Source organism: Micromonospora sonchi, from assembly GCF_014646235.1.
GTDB classification, from domain to species: domain Bacteria; phylum Actinomycetota; class Actinomycetes; order Mycobacteriales; family Micromonosporaceae; genus Micromonospora; species Micromonospora sonchi.
On sequence record NZ_BMNB01000012.1, the window covers coordinates 40,412 to 61,769 of the forward strand.

At 73.0% G+C, this 21,358-nt stretch carries 24 protein-coding genes; 18 read left to right on the top strand and 6 right to left on the bottom strand.

The annotated features are described in order from the left end of the window. Nucleotides 1-356: 356 nt before the first annotated feature. Nucleotides 357-941 carry a GNAT family N-acetyltransferase gene (locus tag IEY61_RS14635; protein WP_189044479.1) on the top strand — a complete coding sequence of 195 codons (585 nt, stop codon included), beginning with the start codon at nucleotides 357-359 and terminating at the stop codon, nucleotides 939-941. Here IEY61_RS14635 and IEY61_RS14640 read toward each other — a convergent pair. Together IEY61_RS14640 and IEY61_RS14645 are read right to left on the bottom strand one after the other, a co-directional pair. Further along, nucleotides 887-1,489: a histidine phosphatase family protein gene (locus IEY61_RS14640; RefSeq protein ID WP_189044481.1), complete on the bottom strand. Its 603-nt coding sequence runs from the start codon at nucleotides 1,487-1,489 to the stop codon at nucleotides 887-889. The two genes, IEY61_RS14635 and IEY61_RS14640, sit on opposite strands and share 55 nt — an antisense overlap. A gap of 112 nt (nucleotides 1,490-1,601) precedes the next feature. Continuing rightward, the gene (locus IEY61_RS14645; protein ID WP_189044483.1) at nucleotides 1,602-2,291 is read right to left on the bottom strand and encodes a TetR/AcrR family transcriptional regulator C-terminal domain-containing protein; all 690 of its coding nucleotides are present in this window, start codon (nucleotides 2,289-2,291) and stop codon (nucleotides 1,602-1,604) included. A 229-nt stretch (nucleotides 2,292-2,520) separates the two neighbouring features. Here IEY61_RS14645 and IEY61_RS14650 point away from each other — a divergent pair, with 229 nt between their 5' ends. Beyond that, a complete protein-coding gene (locus tag IEY61_RS14650; RefSeq protein WP_229705910.1) occupies nucleotides 2,521-2,694 on the top strand; it encodes a hypothetical protein in 174 nt (57 codons plus the stop codon). Nucleotide 2,695: 1 nt separating this feature from the next. On the opposite strand, the gene IEY61_RS14655 is transcribed toward IEY61_RS14650, so the two are convergent. Beyond that, nucleotides 2,696-3,496 (bottom strand): prepilin peptidase, encoded by an 801-nt coding sequence (locus tag IEY61_RS14655; RefSeq protein WP_189044485.1) that lies wholly within the window; start codon nucleotides 3,494-3,496, stop codon nucleotides 2,696-2,698. 538 nt (nucleotides 3,497-4,034) lie between these two features. Between IEY61_RS14655 and IEY61_RS14660 the strand changes: the two genes are divergently transcribed. From IEY61_RS14660 to IEY61_RS14715, 12 genes are all read left to right on the top strand, one after another. After that, nucleotides 4,035-4,658 (top strand): hypothetical protein, encoded by a 624-nt coding sequence (locus IEY61_RS14660; RefSeq protein WP_229705911.1) that lies wholly within the window; start codon nucleotides 4,035-4,037, stop codon nucleotides 4,656-4,658. A gap of 89 nt (nucleotides 4,659-4,747) precedes the next feature. Next, nucleotides 4,748-5,662, top strand: a complete 915-nt coding sequence (locus IEY61_RS14665) for a hypothetical protein (protein WP_189044774.1) — start codon at nucleotides 4,748-4,750, stop codon at nucleotides 5,660-5,662. Then, nucleotides 5,659-6,321, top strand: a complete 663-nt coding sequence (locus IEY61_RS14670; RefSeq protein WP_189044487.1) for an SAF domain-containing protein — start codon at nucleotides 5,659-5,661, stop codon at nucleotides 6,319-6,321. Before IEY61_RS14665 ends, IEY61_RS14670 begins: the two co-directional genes overlap by 4 nt. 2 nt (nucleotides 6,322-6,323) lie before the next feature. Beyond that, nucleotides 6,324-7,124 (top strand): CpaE/TadZ family protein, encoded by an 801-nt coding sequence (locus IEY61_RS14675; RefSeq protein ID WP_189044489.1) that lies wholly within the window; start codon nucleotides 6,324-6,326, stop codon nucleotides 7,122-7,124. Then, entirely contained in the window at nucleotides 7,114-8,643 is a 1,530-nt protein-coding gene (locus IEY61_RS14680; protein WP_189044491.1) for a TadA family conjugal transfer-associated ATPase, read from the top strand. The genes IEY61_RS14675 and IEY61_RS14680 overlap by 11 nt, the downstream gene beginning before the upstream one ends. Before the next feature lie 30 nt (nucleotides 8,644-8,673). After that, entirely contained in the window at nucleotides 8,674-9,546 is an 873-nt protein-coding gene (locus IEY61_RS14685) for a type II secretion system F family protein (RefSeq protein WP_229705932.1), read from the top strand. Further along, complete coding sequence (locus tag IEY61_RS14690) at nucleotides 9,543-10,403, top strand: type II secretion system F family protein (RefSeq protein ID WP_189044496.1); 861 nt, start codon at nucleotides 9,543-9,545, stop codon at nucleotides 10,401-10,403. Before IEY61_RS14685 ends, IEY61_RS14690 begins: the two co-directional genes overlap by 4 nt. Before the next feature lie 33 nt (nucleotides 10,404-10,436). Continuing rightward, nucleotides 10,437-10,634, top strand: coding sequence for a hypothetical protein (locus tag IEY61_RS14695; RefSeq protein ID WP_189044498.1), 198 nt, complete (start codon nucleotides 10,437-10,439; stop codon nucleotides 10,632-10,634). Nucleotides 10,635-10,670: 36 nt separating this feature from the next. Further along, entirely contained in the window at nucleotides 10,671-11,084 is a 414-nt protein-coding gene (locus IEY61_RS14700) for a TadE family protein (RefSeq protein WP_189044776.1), read from the top strand. Further along, on the top strand, nucleotides 11,069-11,536 hold the full coding sequence (locus tag IEY61_RS14705; RefSeq protein ID WP_189044500.1) for a TadE/TadG family type IV pilus assembly protein: 468 nt from the start codon (nucleotides 11,069-11,071) through the stop codon (nucleotides 11,534-11,536). Before IEY61_RS14700 ends, IEY61_RS14705 begins: the two co-directional genes overlap by 16 nt. Next, entirely contained in the window at nucleotides 11,533-11,958 is a 426-nt protein-coding gene (locus tag IEY61_RS14710; protein WP_189044502.1) for a hypothetical protein, read from the top strand. Before IEY61_RS14705 ends, IEY61_RS14710 begins: the two co-directional genes overlap by 4 nt. Before the next feature lie 15 nt (nucleotides 11,959-11,973). After that, entirely contained in the window at nucleotides 11,974-13,308 is a 1,335-nt protein-coding gene (locus IEY61_RS14715; protein WP_229705912.1) for a LysM peptidoglycan-binding domain-containing protein, read from the top strand. 104 nt (nucleotides 13,309-13,412) lie between these two features. On the opposite strand, the gene IEY61_RS14720 is transcribed toward IEY61_RS14715, so the two are convergent. The 3 genes from IEY61_RS14720 to IEY61_RS14730 form a co-directional block, all read right to left on the bottom strand. Beyond that, nucleotides 13,413-14,264 (bottom strand): Rieske (2Fe-2S) protein, encoded by an 852-nt coding sequence (locus tag IEY61_RS14720; RefSeq protein ID WP_189044504.1) that lies wholly within the window; start codon nucleotides 14,262-14,264, stop codon nucleotides 13,413-13,415. A 235-nt stretch (nucleotides 14,265-14,499) separates the two neighbouring features. After that, entirely contained in the window at nucleotides 14,500-15,984 is a 1,485-nt protein-coding gene (locus IEY61_RS14725; protein WP_189044506.1) for a dihydrolipoyl dehydrogenase family protein, read from the bottom strand. A 104-nt stretch (nucleotides 15,985-16,088) separates the two neighbouring features. Beyond that, the gene (locus IEY61_RS14730) at nucleotides 16,089-17,033 is read right to left on the bottom strand and encodes a phytoene/squalene synthase family protein (RefSeq protein WP_189044509.1); all 945 of its coding nucleotides are present in this window, start codon (nucleotides 17,031-17,033) and stop codon (nucleotides 16,089-16,091) included. 63 nt (nucleotides 17,034-17,096) lie between these two features. Between IEY61_RS14730 and IEY61_RS14735 the strand changes: the two genes are divergently transcribed. The 4 genes from IEY61_RS14735 to IEY61_RS14750 all read left to right on the top strand — a co-directional run bounded on the left by IEY61_RS14735 (nucleotide 17,097) and on the right by IEY61_RS14750 (nucleotide 21,326). Beyond that, nucleotides 17,097-18,248, top strand: a complete 1,152-nt coding sequence (locus tag IEY61_RS14735; RefSeq protein ID WP_189044511.1) for a polyprenyl synthetase family protein — start codon at nucleotides 17,097-17,099, stop codon at nucleotides 18,246-18,248. A 12-nt stretch (nucleotides 18,249-18,260) separates the two neighbouring features. After that, nucleotides 18,261-19,739 carry a phytoene desaturase family protein gene (crtI, locus tag IEY61_RS14740; protein WP_189044513.1) on the top strand — a complete coding sequence of 493 codons (1,479 nt, stop codon included), beginning with the start codon at nucleotides 18,261-18,263 and terminating at the stop codon, nucleotides 19,737-19,739. A gap of 68 nt (nucleotides 19,740-19,807) precedes the next feature. Beyond that, nucleotides 19,808-20,392 carry an isopentenyl-diphosphate Delta-isomerase gene (gene idi / locus IEY61_RS14745; RefSeq protein ID WP_189044781.1) on the top strand — a complete coding sequence of 195 codons (585 nt, stop codon included), beginning with the start codon at nucleotides 19,808-19,810 and terminating at the stop codon, nucleotides 20,390-20,392. Beyond that, nucleotides 20,382-21,326, top strand: a complete 945-nt coding sequence (locus IEY61_RS14750) for a MerR family transcriptional regulator (protein ID WP_189044515.1) — start codon at nucleotides 20,382-20,384, stop codon at nucleotides 21,324-21,326. The genes idi and IEY61_RS14750 overlap by 11 nt, the downstream gene beginning before the upstream one ends. Nucleotides 21,327-21,358: the final 32 nt, after the last annotated feature.

Below are 21,358 nucleotides of genomic sequence, written 5' to 3' on the forward strand. Positions count from 1 at the left end.
TTGGTGAGGTGAACGATGCCGCCCGAGGTGCTGTCGACGCGGCTGCGGGCATCGCCGGCGCGCTCGTACAGCTTGATGTTGCGCACGCTGCGGTGGGGCTCGACTGATCGACGGCAGCACTGCCGGCCCGGTCCTCACCTGGGTTTGTGGCCCCTTTGCTCTGCTTCAACCTACGCAACGGTTTGCCGCCGAACCCGTTGCGTGGCTTGAAGCAGAGCAAAGGCAGTGGAGGGGGGTGAGGCGGCGCTGACCCATCGACTCCGTCAGCGCCGTGGGACCGGCGCCATCCCTCTCGACCAGCCGACGGCCTTCTGTTAGCGACAGAACTCTGCTCAGGTTCTTAATTGCTTGGGCGCGTGCTGTCGCTGACCGACGATGAGCGGGTGACCGATCCGGAGTACCCCACCGAGACCGAGCGGTTGATGCTGCGCAAGCCGGATCGACGGGACCTGCCGCGGTTGTTCGCGTTGTACACCGACCCGCAGGCGTGGAGGCCCGATCCGGTGAGCCGCCACCACACGATCGAACAGACCGAACGGATGCTCGACAACTGGTGTACCGCCTGGCACCGCGACGGGCTGGGCATGTGGGTCGCCCACCACCCGGACGGCACCTTCGTCGGCATCGGCGGCTGTTTCGTCCGCTACGACGTCGCGTGGAATCTCGGCTTCCGCATCGTGCCCCGCTTCTGGGGGCGCGGGTACGCGCAGGAGATCAGCGCGGCGGCGACGAGTGCGGCGGGACGGCTACGCGCCGACCTGCCGGTGACCGCGTACGTGCTGGAGAGCAACGAACGGTCTCGGCGGACTGTCGAGCGGATCGGGCTCGGGCTGGTCTGGCGTGGTGCGGACGCCGGGAATCCGGACGCCTCGGCCGTACGGCTGCTCTACAGCGACCGGCCGCTACCCGAAGAGACCGTACGCGCGTTGACCGAGCGCTGACGCAGCACGGGGTCCTGGAGCCGGTATTCCCACCCTTCGCGCCAGTCGAAGTCAACGGCCATGAGCTCCTCGATGGGCACGCCGTCGAGGAAATGGTCCATCGCCCAGCGGGTGGCCACATGACCGATGACCAGGATCCGGCAATTGTCCCATCGAGTCGGCAGGTCGGCGAGAAAGCGCCCGGCCCGGTGCACCGCCTGCCGCCAACTCTCGCCGCCGGGATAGGGCTGGTCGAGATAGCGCCGGCGACCCTGGTGCAACTCGATCGCGGGGATACCGGTCAGGGCGCCGTAGTCGCACTCCCGCAGCCGCCAGTCGTGCAGGATGGGAATCCCACTGCCGGCGAAGGCGAGCTCCGCTGTCTCGACCGAACGACGCACGTCGGAGGTGAACACCGCGTCGATGCCGTCGGCGCGGCGGCGCCCGCCGAGCTGCGCCGCCAGCTCCCGCCCTCGCTCCGACAGCCGGCCCGGCGACCAACCGGTCGCAACGCCGCGCTCATTGTCCTCACTCCACGAGTGGGTCTCGAAGACGATCACGGTTGACACCGGAACAGGTTAGCCGAGCATCAATGCCGCCCGGACGGCTCATCGACGGCCCGGGTTTTCGCCAGTCTCAAGACGACCCACTTGACAGATTCGCCACGGCAATTCGCTGCGGTCATTCCCGAGCCCGCTCGAGGCCGTCGAAGAGCAGGTCGAGGGTGAACTCGAACTCGGTCTGACTGTCGCACCAGCCGAGCGTCGGGTCCTCGGCGGCGTGTGCCTCGGCGGCGACCATCGCGGTGAGGTGCGGCAGCGCCTCGGCCATCGCGGCCAGGTCCGTCTCGGCAGCCTCGACATCGGTGGCGCCGCCCGCCGCCGCCGGACGGAAGACCTCCTGGGCGAAGCCGAGCGCCAGGCTGCCGAACGCGTGCAGGGCCCGGTGGGCGATCCGGTACGAGAATCCGCCGTCGCGCAGCGTGGCGATGATCCCGTCGTAGTAGCCGTACACCCCGACGGGAATGGTGGGGCGGGAGCTGAGCAGGGCTGGTGCCCAGGGATGCCGCAGCATCACCGCCCGCGCGGCCAGGAAGCGGCCCCGCAGTCGCGTACGCCAGTCGCCGCCGGCCGCCGTCGCCTCGGCCCGGCCGACCGCCACCTCGATCTCGCCGATGACGGCCTCGACCAAGCCGTCGAGCAGGCCCTCCTTGCCGGGCAGGTGATAGTAGAGCGACATCGCCTCGACACCGAGCCCAGCGGCGAGCCGACGCATGGTCAGCGCCGCCAGCCCTTCCGCGTCCACCAGCGCGATCGCCGCCGCCAGGGCGCGCTCACGGCTCAGCGGCTCCCGAGATTTCCTCGCTCCCATCGACCCCCCTCTTCCTTTACCTTACGCCGTATGGTTGCCTTACTGCGTAAGGTGCCTGCCGCCTTCGGCCGTCATGGCGGCGGAGCCGACCGGTGCTGACCCGCAACCTGAGGAGCCGTCATGCACCCGCTGATCCGCACCGCCCGTACGACCGGGTTGTTCTACCTCAGCCTCGCCGTCGCCGGCGGACTCGGCTTCCTGATCATCCGGCCGCGGCTCTTCGTGGCCGGTGTTCGTCGCGTACCTCGCCCCCGGCGCGGGAATCGTCGCGGACCTTCTCGTGATCCCCGCCTCCGTGGGCGAGTTCTGGATCCTCGGTTACCTGATCGTCCGGGGCGTCCGGAAGCAGGCGCTGGTCGCACCGCAGCCGGCGGTGGCCGTCTCCCCGCTCGCCGCCCGATGACTCACCAGGCCAGCAGGAGTGCGGCGAGGGTGCCGAGCACCAGGTACGGCCCGAACGGCAGGTGACTGGACCAGGCGGCGCGCCGGGTGACCAGCAGCCCGAGCGCGACCAGGCCGGAGAGCGTCAGCGCGAGCAGCAGCCCGAGCACCGGGACGGTCCAGCCGTACCAGCCGAGCAGCGCGCCCGCACCCAGGGCGAGCTTGGCGTCGCCGATGCCGAAGCCACGCGCGCCGAGCAGCAGCGTGGTGGTGGCGAAGAAGAGGGCCAGCCCGAGCGCGGCGGCGATCGCGCGCAGCCACGGTGCCGCCCCGGCGCCGGCCAGGGCGGTCAGCCCGAGCAGCAGCCAGGTGCCGGCCGCCGCCGGCAGGGTGAGCCGGTCGGGCAGCCGGTGCACCGCGACGTCCACGAAGACCAGTGGCACGGCGAAGGCCAGCCACCAGGCCGTGGCGATCAGTTCCCCGGCGGGCGGACGGGCCAGCAGCAGCACCAGGGCGACCGCGGCAACGGTCAACTCGGCGGTGCCCGGCGGTGCCCCGACCCGGGCAGCGCACCCGCCGCACCGCGCCCGTGGGCCGAGCGCCGGCCACGGGCGGGCCAGGCCGATCGGCGTACCGCAGGCGTCGCAGCCGCTGCGTCGAGCGGTTCCCGGCGGTACGGCGTGCCGGGCGACCGCGTACCGCAGCAGTGGGGCGAGCGCCAGCACGGCCAGCGGCCGAGGCCAGCGGAGACGGAAGCGTTCCGGTGGCGGGCCGCCGAGCGGGTTCTCGTGGCGCACCGGGCTGGCGGCCGGCGGCCGGCTCATGCCGACCAACCCGAGAGAGTGAACACGGACCGTAATCTGCCCGCTTGGTTCGGGTGGCGACCCGAACGTCGGGAGACGGCTCCACCGGGGGCGGACGCGACGGCGCCGAAACGCTTCAATGCAGACGGCGGAATTCCCATCGAATGCAATTGTCGCCAAATTCGCCTCGTTATTCGGGGGGACGGATCGGGCGAGCCGCTATTTCCCGCCCTATTCCGGCCGGCCGCCGGGCACATCGCCGGGAGCCAGACCGAGCCGGGCCGCGAGCCGCACCGGCCCGACGACCGCGCGACGCCGAGCAACCCCGACGACCTGCGGGTACCCATCCGGGACCACCACCGTTCGTAACTCACCGTGTTCGGACGAACTGCCTCTGTTGCATCGGCCGGCATCAGCCTATGCTCGCCCCTTGGATGTGATGCAACCCACGTCCATCGGCACGACCACCCAGGACAGAGCACTTGTAAGTGATCCGCAAGGGTAAATGCGGCTGCGTATTGGACAGGGCCGTCAGCGGCCCTTCCCGCGGCGCCGCCGCATGCCCCCAGACGCCGGCGACGGCGGTCGCCGGGCCGGCACCGAGGAGGGCACGACGGTGCGAGCACGGCAGTTGAGCCGCTGGACGGCCGGCCTGGTCGCGGTGGCCGCGGTCGGCACCACCTCCGCCTGCGGCGACCCACCGGAGGTGACCGTCGGCACCGGCAAGGATCGGGTCAAGGCCATCGGCGCCGAGCGGGCCGCCGACGAACGGGCCGCGGAAGAGGCGGCCCTGGAGGCCTACGCCGGATACCTGGCCGCCTCCCGTACGGCGAGCCGGCAGAGCGACCCACAACACCCGGAACTCGACCGGTTCCTGGCCGACCCGCTGCTGACCCGGGTCCGGTTCAGCCTTCTCCAGGCCCACCGGCACGGCGCCGTCAGCGTCGGCACGCTGCGCTCCGATCCCACGGTGATCTCGGTGCACCTGGACGGGAAGCCGCCCAGCGTGGAGATCCAGGACTGTGTGGACGCCACCGGCTACCGGATGGTCTACGTGAAGGACCGGAAGGCGGTGCCCGGCACGCGCGGCACGCGGCATCTGGCCACCGCGACCGCCACCCGCCATCCCGACGGTCGCTGGCGGATCAGCGCCGGCACGGCCCACCAGGACCAGCCGTGCTGACCCCGGCCACGACCCGGGTCGGCCGGACCGCCGGCCAGATCGACACCCGCGACACCGCTGACCGTCCTCGCGGCGCAGGCCGCCGATGGCTGATCGGTGGCCGGCAAGCCCTGCTCGCTGCCGGCCTGGCCCTGCTGTTGGCGACCGGACCGGCGGTGCCGGCGACCGCGGCCGGCCCCGGCGCCGGCTGCCCGCCCGCCCAACCGAACTGCGACGTCTGGGACGACGACCCGGGCACACCAGGCGGCGGCAACAACGGCGGAGGCGGCAACGGCGGGGGCGGCAACGGCGGCGGGGGCGGGGGCGTCTGTCAGTGGGAGGGGCGGACCATTCCCTGCTACGACGAGGCCCTCGGCTGGTTCAACAGCGGCGAAGGCTGCTACTACAAGATCGCCGAGTCGCCACCGGAGGAGCCTCCCCCGGGCTATCAGTACTACACGCGTAGCTGTTACGGCGGCGCGATCAGCGATGTGAGCCTTCGGCTGCTGGCCGAACCGCCACCGGGCTTCGGCGCCCCGCCGGACCCGGAGGAACTGGCCCGCCGGGCCTTCGCCTCGATCACCCTGCTCGCGCCCCGGGCATCGGTCGCACCGCGCAAGCGCATCGGCCCCGGGCTGGTCGGCCTGCCGGTGTGGATGTGGGCCGAGCGAGGTCGCAACCAGTTCGGCCCGCTCGAAGCCTCCGCGACGGACCGGGGCCTGACCGTCACCATCGAAGCCAAGGTCGAGAAGGTCGTCTGGGACATGGGCAACGGGATCGAGGTCACCTGCACCGGGCCCGGCACCGCGTACGACACGAAGGGCCCACGCGCCGGTCGGCGCTCACCCGACTGCGGCTACCACAGCGGCTACCCGAAGGCCGGGGCGTACCAGGTCCGGGCAACCGCGTACTGGACCGTCGAGTGGCGCAGCAGCAGCGGCCAGGCCGGCAACATTCCTGGCGTCACCCGCATCACCAACCCGGTCGACATCCAGATCAACGAACTTCAGGTGGTGACCCGATGAGCGTGGCGACCCGCGACGGAACCTCTCCGGTGGACGCACCGGTCGCCCCACCCCGGGTGGTCCGGCAGCGCCGGGTGCGGCCTGGCCTGCTCGGCCTGGCCGTGCTGCTGATCGCGCTCGGCGGGCTGGGCTCGGCGTTCGCGGTCACCTCGGTCCGGGCGACCGGCAGCTACCTGGCGGTGGCCCGGACGATCGAGGTCGGCAGCGTGCTCAGCGCCGACGACCTGGTGTCGGTGCAGGTGGCCGGCGGGCAGGGGCTCGACCCGGTGCCGGCCGGCCAACTCGCCGACGTGGTCGGCATGCGGGCCGCCGTCTCGCTCACCCCGGGAACGTTGCTGACCATGGCGCAGCTCACCGACGAACCGCTGCTCGGCCCCGGGCAGCAACAGCTCGCGCTCGGCCTGCGCGCGGCCCAGGTGCCCGCCCCGAAGCTCCGCCCCGGCGACGAGGTCCTGCTGGTGAGCACCCCGCGCGACGACAGCAGCAGCGGCTCGTCCGGCGGCGCCACCCGGTTCACCGCCACCGTCACCGACGCCGTCAGCACCGAAGGCCGCGACGAGGTGGTGGTCTACCTGGCCCTCGCTGTCCGGGACGTACCGGCCGTGGTGGCGCTGGCCGCCCAGGACCGGATCGCCCTCGTGCTGACCCGGGCAGCCTGAGCATGGCGCTCATCGCGTTGGTCTCGGCCAAGGGCTCGCCGGGGGTCACCACCACCGCACTGGCCTGCACGTTGAGCTGGCACCGGCGACTGATCCTCGCCGAGTGCGACCCGGCCGGCGGCTCGGTGCTCGCCGGCTACCTCGGCGGTGCGCTGGACGGGCGGCGCGGCATCGGCGAACTGGCCGTCGGCGAGCTGCGCGACGGCAACCTGGAGACGGCGTTCTGGTCACAGCTGGTCGACCTGGACGCGCCACACCGTGAACGCCTGCTGCTGCCCGGGGTCATCGATCCCGCGCAGACGGGCAGCGTCGTCCCGCTCTGGCAACGCTTCGCCGACTTCTTCACCGGGCTCGATCAGGGCAACCCGCCGTACGACGTGCTGGTCGACTGCGGCCGGTTGCACGCGGTCGGTGCGCCGTGGCCGCTGCTGCGCGCCGCGTCGGTGGTGCTGGTGGTGGCCCGGGCACAGCTGCCGGACCTGTCCAGCGCCCGCGCCACGATCCACGCCATCGGTCGGGACTTCGCCGAGCACCGGGTGCCGCCGGGGACGCTGCGGCTGCTCCTGGTCGGCGGCGGGCACGGCAAGGGCGAGATCGGCAAGGCGCTCGGGCTGCCGGTGATCGCCCGGCTGCCACACGATCCGCGTACCGCCGAGGTGTTGAGCCTGGGCGGCACCGTTCGCACCGGACGGCCGTTGCTGCGCGCGGCCCGCGGGCTGGAGGTGCCGGTCGGCGCCCTGTTGGAGCACCGGCGGGCGCGGTTGGCGTGGCCGGTCTCCCAGGGGGTGCCGGATGCGGTTTGAACCCGTCTCGTCGGATCCCCGCCGGCAACCGCCCGGGGTCACCTCGACCGCCCCACCGCTGCCACCGGCCAACGGCCGGCAGCACCACCCGGTGCCGGTAGCCGTGGTGCCGGTGTCGCCCGAGGCGCCACCCCGCCCCCGAGTCGACTTCCAGGTGGTCCGCGAGCTGCGGCGGGAGCTGAGCGAGCGGCTCACCCGGTGGCAGCGCGGCCGGGAGTTCAGCGTCGACGAGGAGGACACCGAGCGGGCCCGGCTCGCGGTGGAGCTGGTCGCCGAGTACGCCGACTCGGTACGCCGCGCCGGCACTCCGATGCCCGCCGGCGAGGAGCGACTGCTGCTCGACCAGGTCACCGCCGAGCTGGCCGGTCTCGGCCGGCTCCAGACGCTGCTCGTCGACGACACCATCGAGGAGGTGCACATCCTCGGCTGCGACCAGGTACGCGTCACCCGGCACGGCGGCGGGGTGGAGTGGGCCGAGCCGATCGCCGACAGCGACGACGAGCTGGTGGAGATCCTCCAGGCGGCGGCCCGCCGGGCCGGTGCGACCGAACGCTCGCTGTCCACCTCGAAGCCCACCCTCGACCTGCAACTGCCCGACGGCAGCCGGCTCGCGGCGGTGTTCCTGGTCAGCCACCGCCCGTACGCGGTGATCCGGAAACACAACACCCTCGACGTGACCCTGGACGACCTGGCCGGCGCCCGCGGCGACCTGGACGAAATGATCGACCCGCTGCTGCGCGACTTCCTTCGCGCGGCGCTGCGGGCCGGGCTGAACGTCATGGTCGCCGGGCTGGCCGGGGCCGGTAAGACCACCGTGATCCGGGCACTGATGAGCGATATCCCACCGGACGAGCCGTACGTGCTGCTGGAGGAGAGCCGCGAGCTGCTGCCGGCCCGACGCACCGAGCGGCACCGGGCGGTGATGAGCTTCGAAGCCCGGGAGGGGCACGGCGAACGCGGGCCGGACGGCCGGCCGGCCGGCGAGGTGAGCATCGCCGACCTGATCCCGGTCTCGCTGCGGATGGGCGTACTGCGGATCATCGTGGGCGAGGTGCGGTCCCGGGAGATCGTGCCGATGCTCCAGGCGATGACCACCAGCCGGGGCTCGATGTGCACAATCCACGCGCGTAGCCCGGGCGGGGTGAGCGAACGGATCATCGAGCTGGCGCTGGCGCACGGTCGGGAGATGACGGTCGACCAGGCCCGCCGGATGGCCGGCAACGCGCTCGATCTCATCGTCTACGTCACGGTCGAGGACGAGACCGGCATCGGCGGGCGTAAACACCGGTACGTCTCGCACGTCGAGGAGGTGCTCGGTGTCAGCGAGGGCAGTCGGATCGCCACCACGCAGGTGTTCGGGCCGGGGCCGGACGGCCGGGCGGTGCCGCGACACCTGCCCGAGCGGGTCCGGGAGCAGTTGCTGCGGGTGGGCTACGACGCGCGGTTGCTGAGCCGCTGGATCGAGGCCGGCCAGGGCGCCTGGCGCCGACCCAAGCAGACCCGACTCGGCCGGCGGTGAGTGGTGCACGACAACATCGAACTGATCGCGATGGTCTCCGGGGCGGCCTGCGTGGCCGGGCTGGTGCTGGCGGTCGTCGCCCTCGTCGGCACCCGGCGCCCGCCCGGCCGGGCCCCCGGCGCGGGACCGGGAATCGCCCGGCTCTGGCACGGCTCGGGCACCCTGCGCGAGCGTCGGGCACACCAGGCGTTGCTGGTCGGTGCGCTGGTCGCCGGGGCGCTGGCCTTCCTCCTGACCGGCCTGCCGGTGGTCGGCCTGCTGGTCGCGGTGGCGGTGCCCGGCACCCCGTGGCTGTTCTCCGTGGGCCGGGCCGAGCAGCGGGCCATCGCCCGGATCGAGGCGGTCGGCGAGTGGACCCGCCGGCTCAAGGACGTCTCCGCCACCGGCCAGGGGCTCCAACAGGCGATCATCGGCACGGTACCCACCGCCCCGGAGGAGATTCAGGAGGAGGTACGGCTGCTCGTCGCCCGGCTCCAGGCCGGCTGGCTGGCCCGCGCCGCCCTGCTGGCCTTCGCCGACGAGATCGGCGACCCGGTCTGCGACCAGGTGGTCGCGGCGCTCATCCTGCACCTGACCGACCGGGGCGACCGGCTCGGTGACGTGCTCGGCTCGATCGCCTCGGCGGCGGCGGCCGAGGTGGCCACCCGCCGGGAGGTCGAGGCCAAACGCACCCAGCCGCGCTTCGCGGTCCGTTTCCTGACCGGGATGACCCTGGCCACCATCGCGTACGGGCTGCTGAACACCGAATACGTCCGGCCGTACGGCACGCCGGTCGGCCAGGTGGTGATGGCGGTGCTCGGCGCCGCCTTCGTGGGCTTGCTGGCCTGGGTGCGTTCGATGAGCCAGCCGCCCCGACCGGCCCGTTTCCTGCCGGCACCCGACCCGGCGGAGGTGGTGGCGTGAACTGGCTGCTGACCGTCGCCGTCACCGGCGGCGCCGCGATCGGACTGGGTGTCTTCCTGGTGGTCCGGGAACTGGTGCCGGCGACCCCCGCCCTCGGCCCGGCGTTGCGCCGGCTGCACCAGCCGGCAGGGGCCCGGCTCGACCCTGCCGACCGCCGGCTGGAGTGGCTCACCGGGCTGGCCCGCTGGCTGCGCCCGCCGCACCGGCAACTGGCCCTGCTCGACCGCACCCCCGAGCAGTACGCGTTGTCCCTGCTGCTGTCGGCCCTGGTCGGGCTGGCCGGACCGGCCCTGGTCAGCGCCACACTGTTCACCGTCGGCGTGGCGCTGCCGGTGGCCGTGCCGGTGCTGGGCAGTCTCGGCCTGGCGCTGCTCTGCGCGCTGATCGCGCACCGGTCGATGATCGTCCGCGCCGAGGCCGCCCGGGACGAGTTCCGCCAGGCGGTCTGCACCTACCTGGATCTGGTGGCGCTGCAACTGTCCGCCGCGCACGGTCCGGTGCAGTCGCTGGAGCGGGCGGCGGCGATCTGCGAGGGCTGGGTCTTCGACCGGATCTCCGAGGCGCTGCGCATCGCCCAGATGCAGATGCACTCGCCCTGGGACGAACTGCGTGACCTCGCCGACCGGATCGGCATCCCGGAACTGGGCGACGTGGGCGCGATCATGCGCTCCTCCGGCAAGGAGGGCGCGCAGGTGCACGAGACCCTGCGCAGCCGGGCCGACTCGTTGCGTGACCAGATCCGCACCGACAACCTGGCCCGGGCCGAGGGGGTGACCAGCCGGCTCGACATCCCCGGCGCGCTGCTGGTCTTCGTCCTGCTCGGCTTCGCCATCTACCCGTTCCTGGCCCGCCTCTGACCTCCCCTCTCCTCCCGAGCAAAGGAGCAAGCAGTGTCCGTCTTCACCTATCTGCACGTCGCGCTCCGCGCGCGACTGGCCGAGCTGCGCGGCGACCGCGGCGACAGTCCGGTACCCACCGCTGTGATCATCTTCGGCCTGGTGGCCGTGGCGATGGCGGTGACCGCCGCCGCCCTCGGCGCCGCCAACGACTGGATGGACAACATCCCGAAGCATCAAGACCCGAAGTGATCCGTGCGCGACGTCCTGTCCACCGGGTGGTGCCGGATGGCCGTGGCCGTCCGGCATCGTCGGCTGCCCGATCCCTTCCCGGAGCGGGGCGGCAACCCGGTCGAACTGGCGGTGGCGCTGCCGGCGATCCTGCTGATGTTGTTCGCTTCGATCCAGGTCGCCGCGGTTTTCGTGGCCCGCTCGACCGCGCTCAACGCCGCGCAGAGCGGCGTCAACGCGCAGCGGCTCCACCAGGCCCCGGCGGGGGCCGGCGCGGAGCGGGCCACGAAGTTTCTCCACCAGGCCGGCGACTGGCTGGTCGACTGGGACAAGCCGGGACCGAGCTGTGTCATCACCGACACCGACGTGACCTGCACCGTCACCGGCCGGTCCTTGTCGGTTGTACCCGGGGTCGAGTTCTCGGTCCGGCAGAGCGCACACGGAACGGTGGAGCGATGGAGCGCACCGTGAGCCGGGGATCGGTCTCGATCGAGGTCGCCGTTCTGGCGCCCGCCTTCGTGGCGCTGATGGTGCTGGCCGGCGTCGCCGGGCGTACCGCCGTGGCCAGCGAGGCGCTCGAGGCCGCCGCGCACGACGCGGCCCGAGCGGCGTCGATCTCCCGGGACGCCACCACCGCCCGTCGGGAGGCGCGGGACGCGGCCCGCCGGCAACTCGACTGGCGGGGAGTGTCCTGCGCCGACGCCCCACGGGTGACCTTCCGAGGCACGGTCGACGGCCGGTCCACCAGCTTCGACGCGGCCTTCCGCAGCCAGGTCGGGCAGGACGCCTCGGTCACCGTCGAGGTCGCCTGCACGGTCTCCTACCGGGACATCAAGCTGCCCGCCCTGAAGAGCATGCCGGCGGGCAAGCGGATCACCGTGGCCTTCACCTCGCCACTGGACCGCTACCGGAGCCGGGGATGAGCGCGGGCCGTGGCGATGCCGGGCGGGTGAGCGTCTTCCTCGCCGTCGCCCTGTTCGGGGTGCTCGCCGTCATCGGCATGGCGTTCGACGGCGCAGGTCAGCTCCGTGCCCTGCAACGCGCCGAGAACCTGGCCGCCGAGGCGGCCCGCACGGGGGGCCAGGCCATCGACCGGGCCACCGCGATCGAGGGCGGGCCCAAGCGGATCGACCGGCCCCAGGCCCGGCGGGCCGTCGCGCGGTACCTCTCCGCCGCCGGGGCCAGCGGTCACCGCGTCAGCTTCCCGGTGGTCAACGGCGAAACCCTGATCGAGGTACGCGTCACCATCACCTACCGCCGGGCCGTGCTCGGCCTTTTCGGCTTCTCCAACACCGTCACCGTCTCCGGCGAGGCGACCGCGCGGGCGCTGACCGGGGCACCCTAGGGAAGGAAGGTGGCCATGACCGCATCGGGTGGAACCGCCGCACGGCGGGCCGGTCGGATGCTCACCGGCTTCGGGGCACTCATCGTGCTGGTCGGCCTGCTGGCCGGCGGGCCCATCGCGCTGCTGGCCTTCGCCGGCAACCCGCTGCCCGACCACGTACCCACGCTGGCGGAGATCGGCACCGCGCTGACCAGCCGCGACGACGGGCAGCTCTTCCTGCGGGCGCTGGCGCTGGCCGGGTGGTTCGGTTGGGCCACGTTCGTCCTCTCCGTACTCGTCGAGGTGGGCGCGCAGGCGCTGCGCCGGCCGGCGCCCCGGCTGCCCGGGATGAGCCGGCAGCAGCGGGCGGCAGCGGCGCTGGTCGGGTCGGTCGCGCTGATCCTGGCCGCCAGCCCGGCCGCCACCGCCGCCACCACGGCGTACGCCGGCACGTACGCCGCCCCGGCCTACGCCGCCGCACCGGCGATGACGGCGCCCGCGAGGGTCGCCCCTGCCGCGGCCGCACCGATGCAAGTGGCCGCACCGGGGACAGCGGTCGCACAGTTGCGGGTGGCCGCATCGGGGACAGCGGCCGCACAGTTGCAGGTGGCCGGCCCCGCAGCGGCGGCCCGGGACGGTGGCCCGGCATCCTCCGGCGCACCGGTCTACCGGGTGGCCAAGGGTGACTACCTCGGCAAGGTCGCCGAGCGGTACCTCGACGACTTCGAGGACTACCGGGAGTTGGCCGCCCTCAACCGGCTGCGTGATCCGGACCGGATCCGCCCCGGCCAGCTGATCAAGCTGCCGGGCGAGGCGGCGGACCAGGGTTCCCGGCCACACGCCACCGGCCGTCTGGTCACCCGGGCGGCGACGCCTCCCTCCCCCGGTCCGGCCACGCCCGAGCGGGCCGAGCGCAAGCAGCAGGCACCGGACACGGCACAACCGGACGGCATCCGCACACCCGTGGCACCGACGCCGCCCGGCGACACCCCACACCCGGGCGGGGCCGGCAGCCTCACGCCCGTAGCACCCGCGCAACCCGGCGACACCCCACAACCGAGCGAAACCGGCAACCTCACACCCGTGGCGCCCGCGCCGAAGGGCGGAGAACACGCGCCGCCGGGCGACCACGTGACGGGCGGCCACCCACCGGTGGTGACGGTCGGCGCGGCCAGCGCCAGCGAACCCGACCGGGTGAACCGGCCGCTCGCGGTCTCCGCGGTGCTCGCCGTGGCGAGCATCGTCGGCGCGCAGATCGGCGCCGTGCTGGGCATGCGCCGGCGGGTAGCGGTGGCGCGCGCCGTCGGGGGGCAACGGGTACCGGTCAGCCCGCCGTCGGGCCTACCGGCCGGCCGCCACCGCAGGGACTGACCGCCCTGCTACCGCCGATCGTCTGCGCTTCAGTGACACGACCCGCCGGGGCGGCGAACACCGAAACGCAGACGATCATGGGTGGCCCCGCCGGCCGGTGTGCTTCAGGGCAGGCGGGTTTCCAGCACGCCGTTGACGATGCGGGTGGGCAGGACCTGCTGGTCGTTCGGAGACGGCCCGTGCACCACCTCGCCGCCATTGAGCCGGAACGTGCTGCCGTGCCAGGGGCACACCACGCAGACGTGCCCGTCGATGTCGCGTACCTCGCCCTCGCCGAGGGGGCCGCTCTGGTGCGGACAGCGCTCGAGCATCACGGTGACCTCGTCACCGTGCCGGTAGACGATCAGCGACACGTCGTCCACCTTGCGGGTGACCAGCTCCCGTTGCGGAAGCTCGGCCAACTCGGCGATGGAGTGCCAGCCGTCGCTGATCAGGTGCAGGTCGGCGACGCTCAAGTTCACCTGGGCACCCTGCTTGTACGCGAGGTGCCCCCCGATGTAGGCGCCCGCGCTGGCGGCGCTCAGTCCGAGCCAGCCGAGCGTACGCCCGAGGTTGTGCCGGTCGGTGAACCGCGCGGCCAGCGAGCCGCCGTACAGCGCCAGCGCGACGGTGTTCGCCGCGGCGTGCACCAGCCCGACCCGGCGTTGGTCCCGGGCCAGCGCGGCCCAGTCGTTGAGCCCGGCGACGGCCGCCGGCACCGCGCTCAGGGTGCCGACCGCGGTGAGGGTGGTGGCCGCCCGTCGCTGGCCCGGCATCAGGTCCAGCACGGCCGCACTGATCCAGGAGCCGACCGGCACCTGCACCATCGCCGGGTGCAGCGGGTGCCCGAGCCAGACCCCGTGCAGCAGGTCGCGGACCCGCTGCGGGCGGAGGACGCCCTGCACCACACTCTGCAACCGGTCGCCGAACCGGTCCAGGCCGGACGCTTGCTCGATCTTCGTCAACAAGGCTCGCACGGTTACCGACTTCCCGCCGATCGCGGTCGCAAACCGGTCGCCCGGGACAAATCACCAACCACCCTCGACGCCACCCCTTCAACACCACCCCACAATCTCCCCAACCCCCACCCCAGCCCTCCTCCCCGTCGATCTTGCACTTTGCGTCGGGACAAAGGCCTACGCAACCGACAAAACGGCGACCGAAAGTGCAAGATCGGCGGGGAGGAAGGGCTGGGGTGGGGGTGGCGTCAGGTCATGAATTGAGGTTGTGGAGTGCGTCGGAGATGGCGCGATGGAAGGTTGGGTACGCGTAGATCATGTGCCGGAGCTGGGCCAGCGGCACCGCCGCGTGCACGGCCACCACCAGCCCGGACAGCACCTCGCCACCGGCCGGACCGGCCGAGGTGGCCCCGACCAGCACTCCCTGGTCGGCGTCGGCGATCAGTTTGATGAAGCCCTCACCGTCGGTCCGGTGGATCCAGCCCCGGCTGGACGAGGAGAGCTTGGTGAAGCCGACCTGCACGTTGATGCCGCGTTCGCGGGCCTGCTGCTCGGTCAGGCCGACCGCGCCGACCTCGGGGTCGGTGAAGGTGACCCGGGGCAGCGCCCGATAGTCGGCACGGGGCACCGAGCCCGCCGAGCCGCTCGATCCCGTGGCCGCCAACGAACTGGCCGCGCCGACCGCGCCGCTGACGGCGCTGGCGGTGCCGCTGGGATCCGCGCCGTCGCCGGCCCGCCGGGCATGGTCGAGCACGTCGGCGACGACGATGCCCGCCTGGTACATGGCGACGTGGGTGAAGGCACCCTCGCCGGTCACGTCGCCGACCGCCCAGACCCCGTCGGTCACGTGCAGCCGGTCGTCGACCGACAGGTACCGTCGGCCGACGTCCACCCCGATCGTCTCCAGCCCCAGCTCGTCCAGGTGGGCGCGGCGCCCGGTGGCCACCAGCAGCCGGTCGGCGCTGAGCTTTTCCCCGGCGGCGCCGTGCAGCGTGAAGCCACCCGAGCCGTGCTCGATCCGCGCCGCCTTGACCCCGGTACGGATCTGGACGCCGTCGGCGCGCAGCGCGGCGGCGGCCGCCTCCGACGCCTCCGGCTCCTCGACGGCGAGCACCCGGTCCGCCGCTTCCACCACGGTGACGCGTACGCCGAACCGGGCGAACACCTGGGCCAACTCCAGCCCGATCGCCCCGCCACCCAGCACCAGCAGCGACCCTGGCAGTTCCTCGACCTCGACGGCCTCGCGGTTCGTCCAGTACGGCGTGTCCGTCAGCCCGTCGATCGGCGGCACCGACGCCTTGGTGCCGGTGCCCAGCACGATGCCGTGCCGGGCCTGGAAGACCGTGTCGCCGACCCGGACGCGGCCCGGCCCGTCGAGCCGGCCGCTGCCCCGGACCAGGCGCCCGCCCTTGCCGATGAACCGTTGCACCGCGGCACGGTCGTCCCAGTTGTCGGTGGCCTCGTCGCGGATCCGTTTCGCCACCGGCGCCCAGTCGGGGCGGAGCTGCACGCTGCCGCCCAATCCGTCGACCCGGCGCGCCTCGGCGATCGCGTTCGCCGCCCGGATCATCATCTTGCTCGGGATGCAGCCCCAGTACGGGCACTCCCCGCCGACCAGGTTCCGCTCGATTCCGATTACGGTGAGCCCGGCCTCGGCGAGCCGGCCGGCGACCTCCTCGCCACCGACCCCGAGCCCGAGCACGACCACATCCACGTTCACCAGTTCCGGTTCCGCCATCCCGCCAGCATGGCGCACCGCCGACCCACGGGCCACCCCAGAACCGCCGACCCACGGGCCACCCCAGCACCGCCGGCGGAAGTCGCGACGCGGTGGCAGCCCGGCTACCGCACCACCGGCCCGGGCAGTACGCCGGCCGCCGGCACCGGCGGCCCGGGTGGCACGACCGGCGTACCGGTCGGGGTGAGCAGGGCACGGCCGGCCACCGCCACCCGGTGTCGCTGCGGCACGGTGGCCCGCCGGACGAACACGTCGTAGCCCTGGGCGGCCACCTCGTCGAGAATCCCGCCGTAGAGCGCGTACGCGGTGCGGATGCAGGCCTGTGAGCCGGCGTCGAGCAGGGTCACCCCGGGTGCCGCGGCGGCGTAGTGCGCTCGGGCCCGGCCCACCTCGTACCGGATCAGCGCACGCACCGGTTCGGTGGCCCGGCCGACGGCCCGGCAGCCCGCCAGGTCGTCCGGGGTCACCCCGAACGCGGCGAGATCCTCCTCCGGCAGGTACGTCCGCCCCCGCCCCAGGTCCTCGGCCACGTCCCGGATGAAGTTCGTGAGCTGGAACGCGAAGCCGAGCTGGCGGGCCGGCTCCCGGGCGGCCGACGGGTCGGAGCTGCCCAGGATGGGCAGCATCATGGTGCCGATGACCGCCGCCGATCCCTCCATGTAGTCCAGCAGTTGGCCATAGCTGCGGTACGACGTCACGGTCAGGTCCATCGCCATGCTCTTGAGGAACGCGGCGAAGTCCTCCCGGTCCAGATCGAAGACGGCGATGGTGTGCAGCACCGCCGGCAGCAGCGGGTCGTCGACCCGCTCGCCGTGCAGCCCGGCGACGAACCGCCCGCCCCAGTGGTCGAGCTGGGCGGCGCGCTCGACCGGCGGCAGGGCCTCGGTCTGATCGACGATCTCATCGGCGTACCGGGTGAATCCATATAAAGCGTGCACATGGCGTCGTTTCCATGCGGGCAGCAGTCGGGTGGCGAGATAGTAGGTGCGGCCATGACGTCTGTGCAGCTCACGGCACCTGCGGTAGGCGGCGGCGAGATCCAGGTCCACGGCCCCTCCTCTAAATCGACGCATCGATCGACGCATCTTGGACTTTAGGGTACGCTCAGCCCCATGGCCAACGACGGACCAACGGGTAACCTGCTCCATGTGGTGCCTGAACAGTCGGTCGATGGAGAGGATCCGATCCAGGCCGCACTGGCCGCATACACCCGCGACATCATCGTGGCGGTCGACCGGATCCTGGCCGAGTTCCTCGCCGCCGAGGTCGGCGCGCTGGGCGAAATCGACGCAGCCATGGGTGAGTTCGCCGCCACGGCGCGCGACTACGTCCTCGGTGGCGGCAAGCGGGTCCGCCCGACCTTCGCCTACTGGGGATGGCGCGGTGTGCTCGGCGGCGACCAACCGGTCGAACCGGTGCTGCCCGCCCTGGCCGCGTTGGAACTGCTGCACACCTTCGCGCTGGTCCACGACGACGTGATGGACGCATCCACCACTCGGCGGGGCCGACCCACGGCGCACGTGGCGGTGGCCGCCCGACATGCGGCCGACGGGCGCAACGGAGACTCCGAACGCTTCGGCGAGGCGGTCGCGGTGCTGATCGGCGACCTCTGCATCGTCTGGGCCGACCAACTGCTGGCCCGCACGGCGCTCCCGGCGCCCCAACTGCTCGAGGTCCGGCGCGGCTACGACAGGATGCGGGTGGAGACGGTCGCCGGGCAGTACCTCGACATCCTCGGCGAGACCGATCCGACCAACTGGTCGGTGGACCGGGCGCTCCGGGTGGCCCGCTACAAGACCGCCAGTTACACCGTCCTGCGCCCGTTGCTGTTCGGCGCCAGCCTGGCGGGTGCCGGCGATCCCGCACTGATCACCGCGTACAACCGCTACGGCCGCTCCGTCGGCGAGGCGTTCCAACTCTGCGACGACCTGCTCGGCGTCTACGGCGACCCCTGCACGACCGGTAAGCCGGCCGGCGACGACCTGCGCACCGGCAAACCGACCGCCCTGCTCATACTGGCCCGGCAGTTGGCCACCCCGGCCCAGCGCCGGGCGCTGGACGGCACCGGCCCCCGCGCCGACGAGCCGGAGATCGCGCGGCTGGCCGAGGTGGTGGTCGACACCGGTGCGGTCGACCGGATCGAGCGGATGATCGACGAGCGGATCGAGGACGCGTTGTCGGCGCTCGACACCGTCGCCGTCGACGAGACCGCGCGTACCGCGCTCGTCGGCCTCGCGACCGCCGCCACCCGGCGGTCGGCATGACGGGGGTCGCCGATGCGAACCGTTGACGGACGTACCGACCGGGTGGTGGTCGTGGGTGCCGGCCTCGGCGGCCTGGCCTGCGCGCTGCACCTGGCCGGCAGCGGGCGGCAGGTGACCGTGCTGGAACGCGAGCCGGTGCCGGGCGGGCGGGCCGGCCGACTCAGCGTCGACGGCTACGAGTTCGACACCGGCCCGACCGTGCTCACCATGCCCGACCTGATCGCCGAGGCGCTCGGCGCGGTCGGCGAGGAGCTGACCGACTGGCTCGACCTGATCCCGCTCGACCCCGCCTACCGGGCCTACTACCCGGACGGATCCACACTCGACGTACTCACCGACACGACCCGGATGGCGGCGGAGATCTCCCGGGTCTGCGGGCCACGCGAGGCCGACGGCTACCTCCGGTTCGTGGACTTCGCCCGCGAGCTGTGGCGGCTGGAGCGGGCCGACTTCATCGAGCGCAACCTCGACGCACCCACCGACCTGCTCACCGCCAACCTGCTCAGGCTGGTGGCCAACGGGGCCTTCCGACGCCTCCAAACCAAGATCGACCAATTCTTCCGGGACCCGCGTACCCGGCGGATCTTCTCCTTCCAGGCCATGTACGCCGGCCTCGCGCCGCACGACGCGCTGGCCATCTACGCGGTGATCGCGTACCTCGACTCGGTGGCCGGCGTCTACTTCCCGCGCGGCGGCATCCACGCGGTCTCCCGGGGCCTGGCCGGCGCCGCCGAGAAGCACGGCGTGCAGATCCGGTACGGCACCACGGTGACCCGGGTGGCGACCGCGAACGGCCGGGCCACCGGCGTGCTGACCGCCGACGGCGAGTTCGTCCGGGCGGACGTGGTTGTACTCAACCCCGACCTGCCGGTGGCCTACCGCGACCTGCTCCCGCCGTCCCGCCCGCGCCGGCTGACCTACTCGCCGTCCTGCGTCGTCCTGCACGTCGGCTCGACCCAGGGGTACGGCCGGATCGCCCACCACAACATCCACTTCGGGCGGGCGTGGAAGGGCACGTTCGACGAGGTGATCCGGCACGGCCACCTGATGACGGAACCGTCCCTGCTGGTCACCAACCCGAGCCGCACGGACCCGGCGGTGGCGCCCGCCGGCCGGCACACCTACTACGTGCTCGCGCCGGTGCCGAACCTCGACCGGGCACCGCTCGACTGGCGCGGTGGCGACCTCACCAACCGCTACACCGACCGGCTCGTCGCCACCCTTGAGCAGCGCGGCTACGTCGGCTTCGGCGCGGGCGTCGAACTGCTCCGGGTGGTCACCCCGGCCGACTGGGCCGAGCAGGGCATGGCCGCCGGCACCCCCTTCGCCTCGGCGCACACGTTCTTCCAGACCGGCCCGTTCCGGCCGTCGAACCTCCACCGGTCATTGTCCAACGTGGTCTTCGTCGGCTCGGGCACCCAGCCCGGCGTCGGCGTTCCGATGGTCCTCATCTCCGGCAAGCTCGCCGCCGGACGGGTGACGGGGACATGACCCGTGAGCGTCAGCAGGTCAACACAGCAGAGCACCGACATCACGAACGGAGGACGGCACCGATGCCAATGTCCCGGGAGGGTCACCTGGTCGAACTGGTCGACGACGCGGGTCGGCCGGTCGGCGAGACCACCGTCGCCGCCGCCCACCGGTCGCCGGGTCAGCTGCATCGCGCCTTCTCCGTGCTGCTGGTCGCGCCGGACGGCCGGGTGCTGATCCAGCGCCGCGCCGCGATCAAGACCCGCTTCCCGCTGCGCTGGGCCAACTCCTGCTGCGGTCACCCGCAGCCTGGTCAAACCCCGATCGCGGCCGCCAACCGCCGGATGTCGGAGGAACTGGGCGCCGGCCCCGTACCGCTGACCGAGATCGGAACCTACATGTACCGCGCCGAGGACCCGGCCACCGGACGGGTCGAGGTGGAGTACGACCACGTCCTGCGGGGCGAGTTCCGGCCGGACACTCCGCTGCGCCCCGACCCGGCGGAAATCGCCGAGCTGCGCTGGGTCGACCCGGCGGCGCTGGCCGCCGAACTCGCCCGAGATCCGGACGCGTACGCGCCCTGGCTGGGTGGCGTGCTGGACAGGTTGCTGCGCTCCTCGGAATCCGCCGGGACTCCCGCCGGCGACTCGTCGGAGCGGCCGGGTGGCCGATGAGGCGTTGAGCGCCGGGGCGACGGCCCGTCGGCTGGGCGTGGCGGTGACCACGCTGCGCACCTGGCATCAGCGGTACGGTCTCGGGCCCAGCCAGCACGTCCCGGGACACCACCGGCGCTACACCCCGGCCGACCTGGTCCGGCTGGACATCATGCGTCGCCTCACCGCCGGAGGGGTCAGCCCGGCCGAGGCGGCCCGCTGGGCTCGGCAGGCACCCGACACGGTCCCCGATGGCACCACCACCCGGGCCAGGTCGGGCGTCCGGGACGGCGGCGGCACGGCCGTCCCGGTCGGCCGCGCCGGTCCGGCGGCACGCGGTCTGGCCCGCGCCGCGATGCGGCTGGACGCCGCGGCGATCAGCGAGACGATCACCCGGGCCATCGCCACCGACGGAGTCGTCCGGACCTGGGACCTCCTGCTCCGCCCGGTGCTCGTCGGCATCGGTGAGCGGCACGCCGCGACCGCCGCGTTGATCGAGGTCGAGCACCTGCTCTCCCGGTGCGTCTCGGCGGCGCTCGCCGCCGTCGTGGCGGGCCCTCCGGTCCCCACCGGGCCGCCCCGCATCCTGCTCTCCTGCGCCGATGAGGAACAGCACAGCCTGCCGCTGGAGGCGCTGGCCGCCGCCCTCGCCGAGGCCGGCGTCAACCATCGGATGCTCGGTGCCCGGATGCCGGTGACCGCCCTGCTCGACGCGGTCGGCCGGACCGGTCCGGCCGCCGTGGTGCTCTGGTCGCACAGCCGGTTCACCGCCGACGCGGCCCAGCTCACCGCCCTGCTCACCGCGCCGCGCCGCCCGCTCCTGGTGCTCGCCGGTGGGCCGGGTTGGCAGGCCGACACCCTGCCCGCCGGGGTGATCCGCCCGGTCGACCTGACCGAGGCGCTCTCGCTCGCCGTCGCCGTACGCGACTCGCTGGACCAGGCGACCGCCTCCTGATACTTCCCAAAGCAGCCGTCGAGGTACGGAAA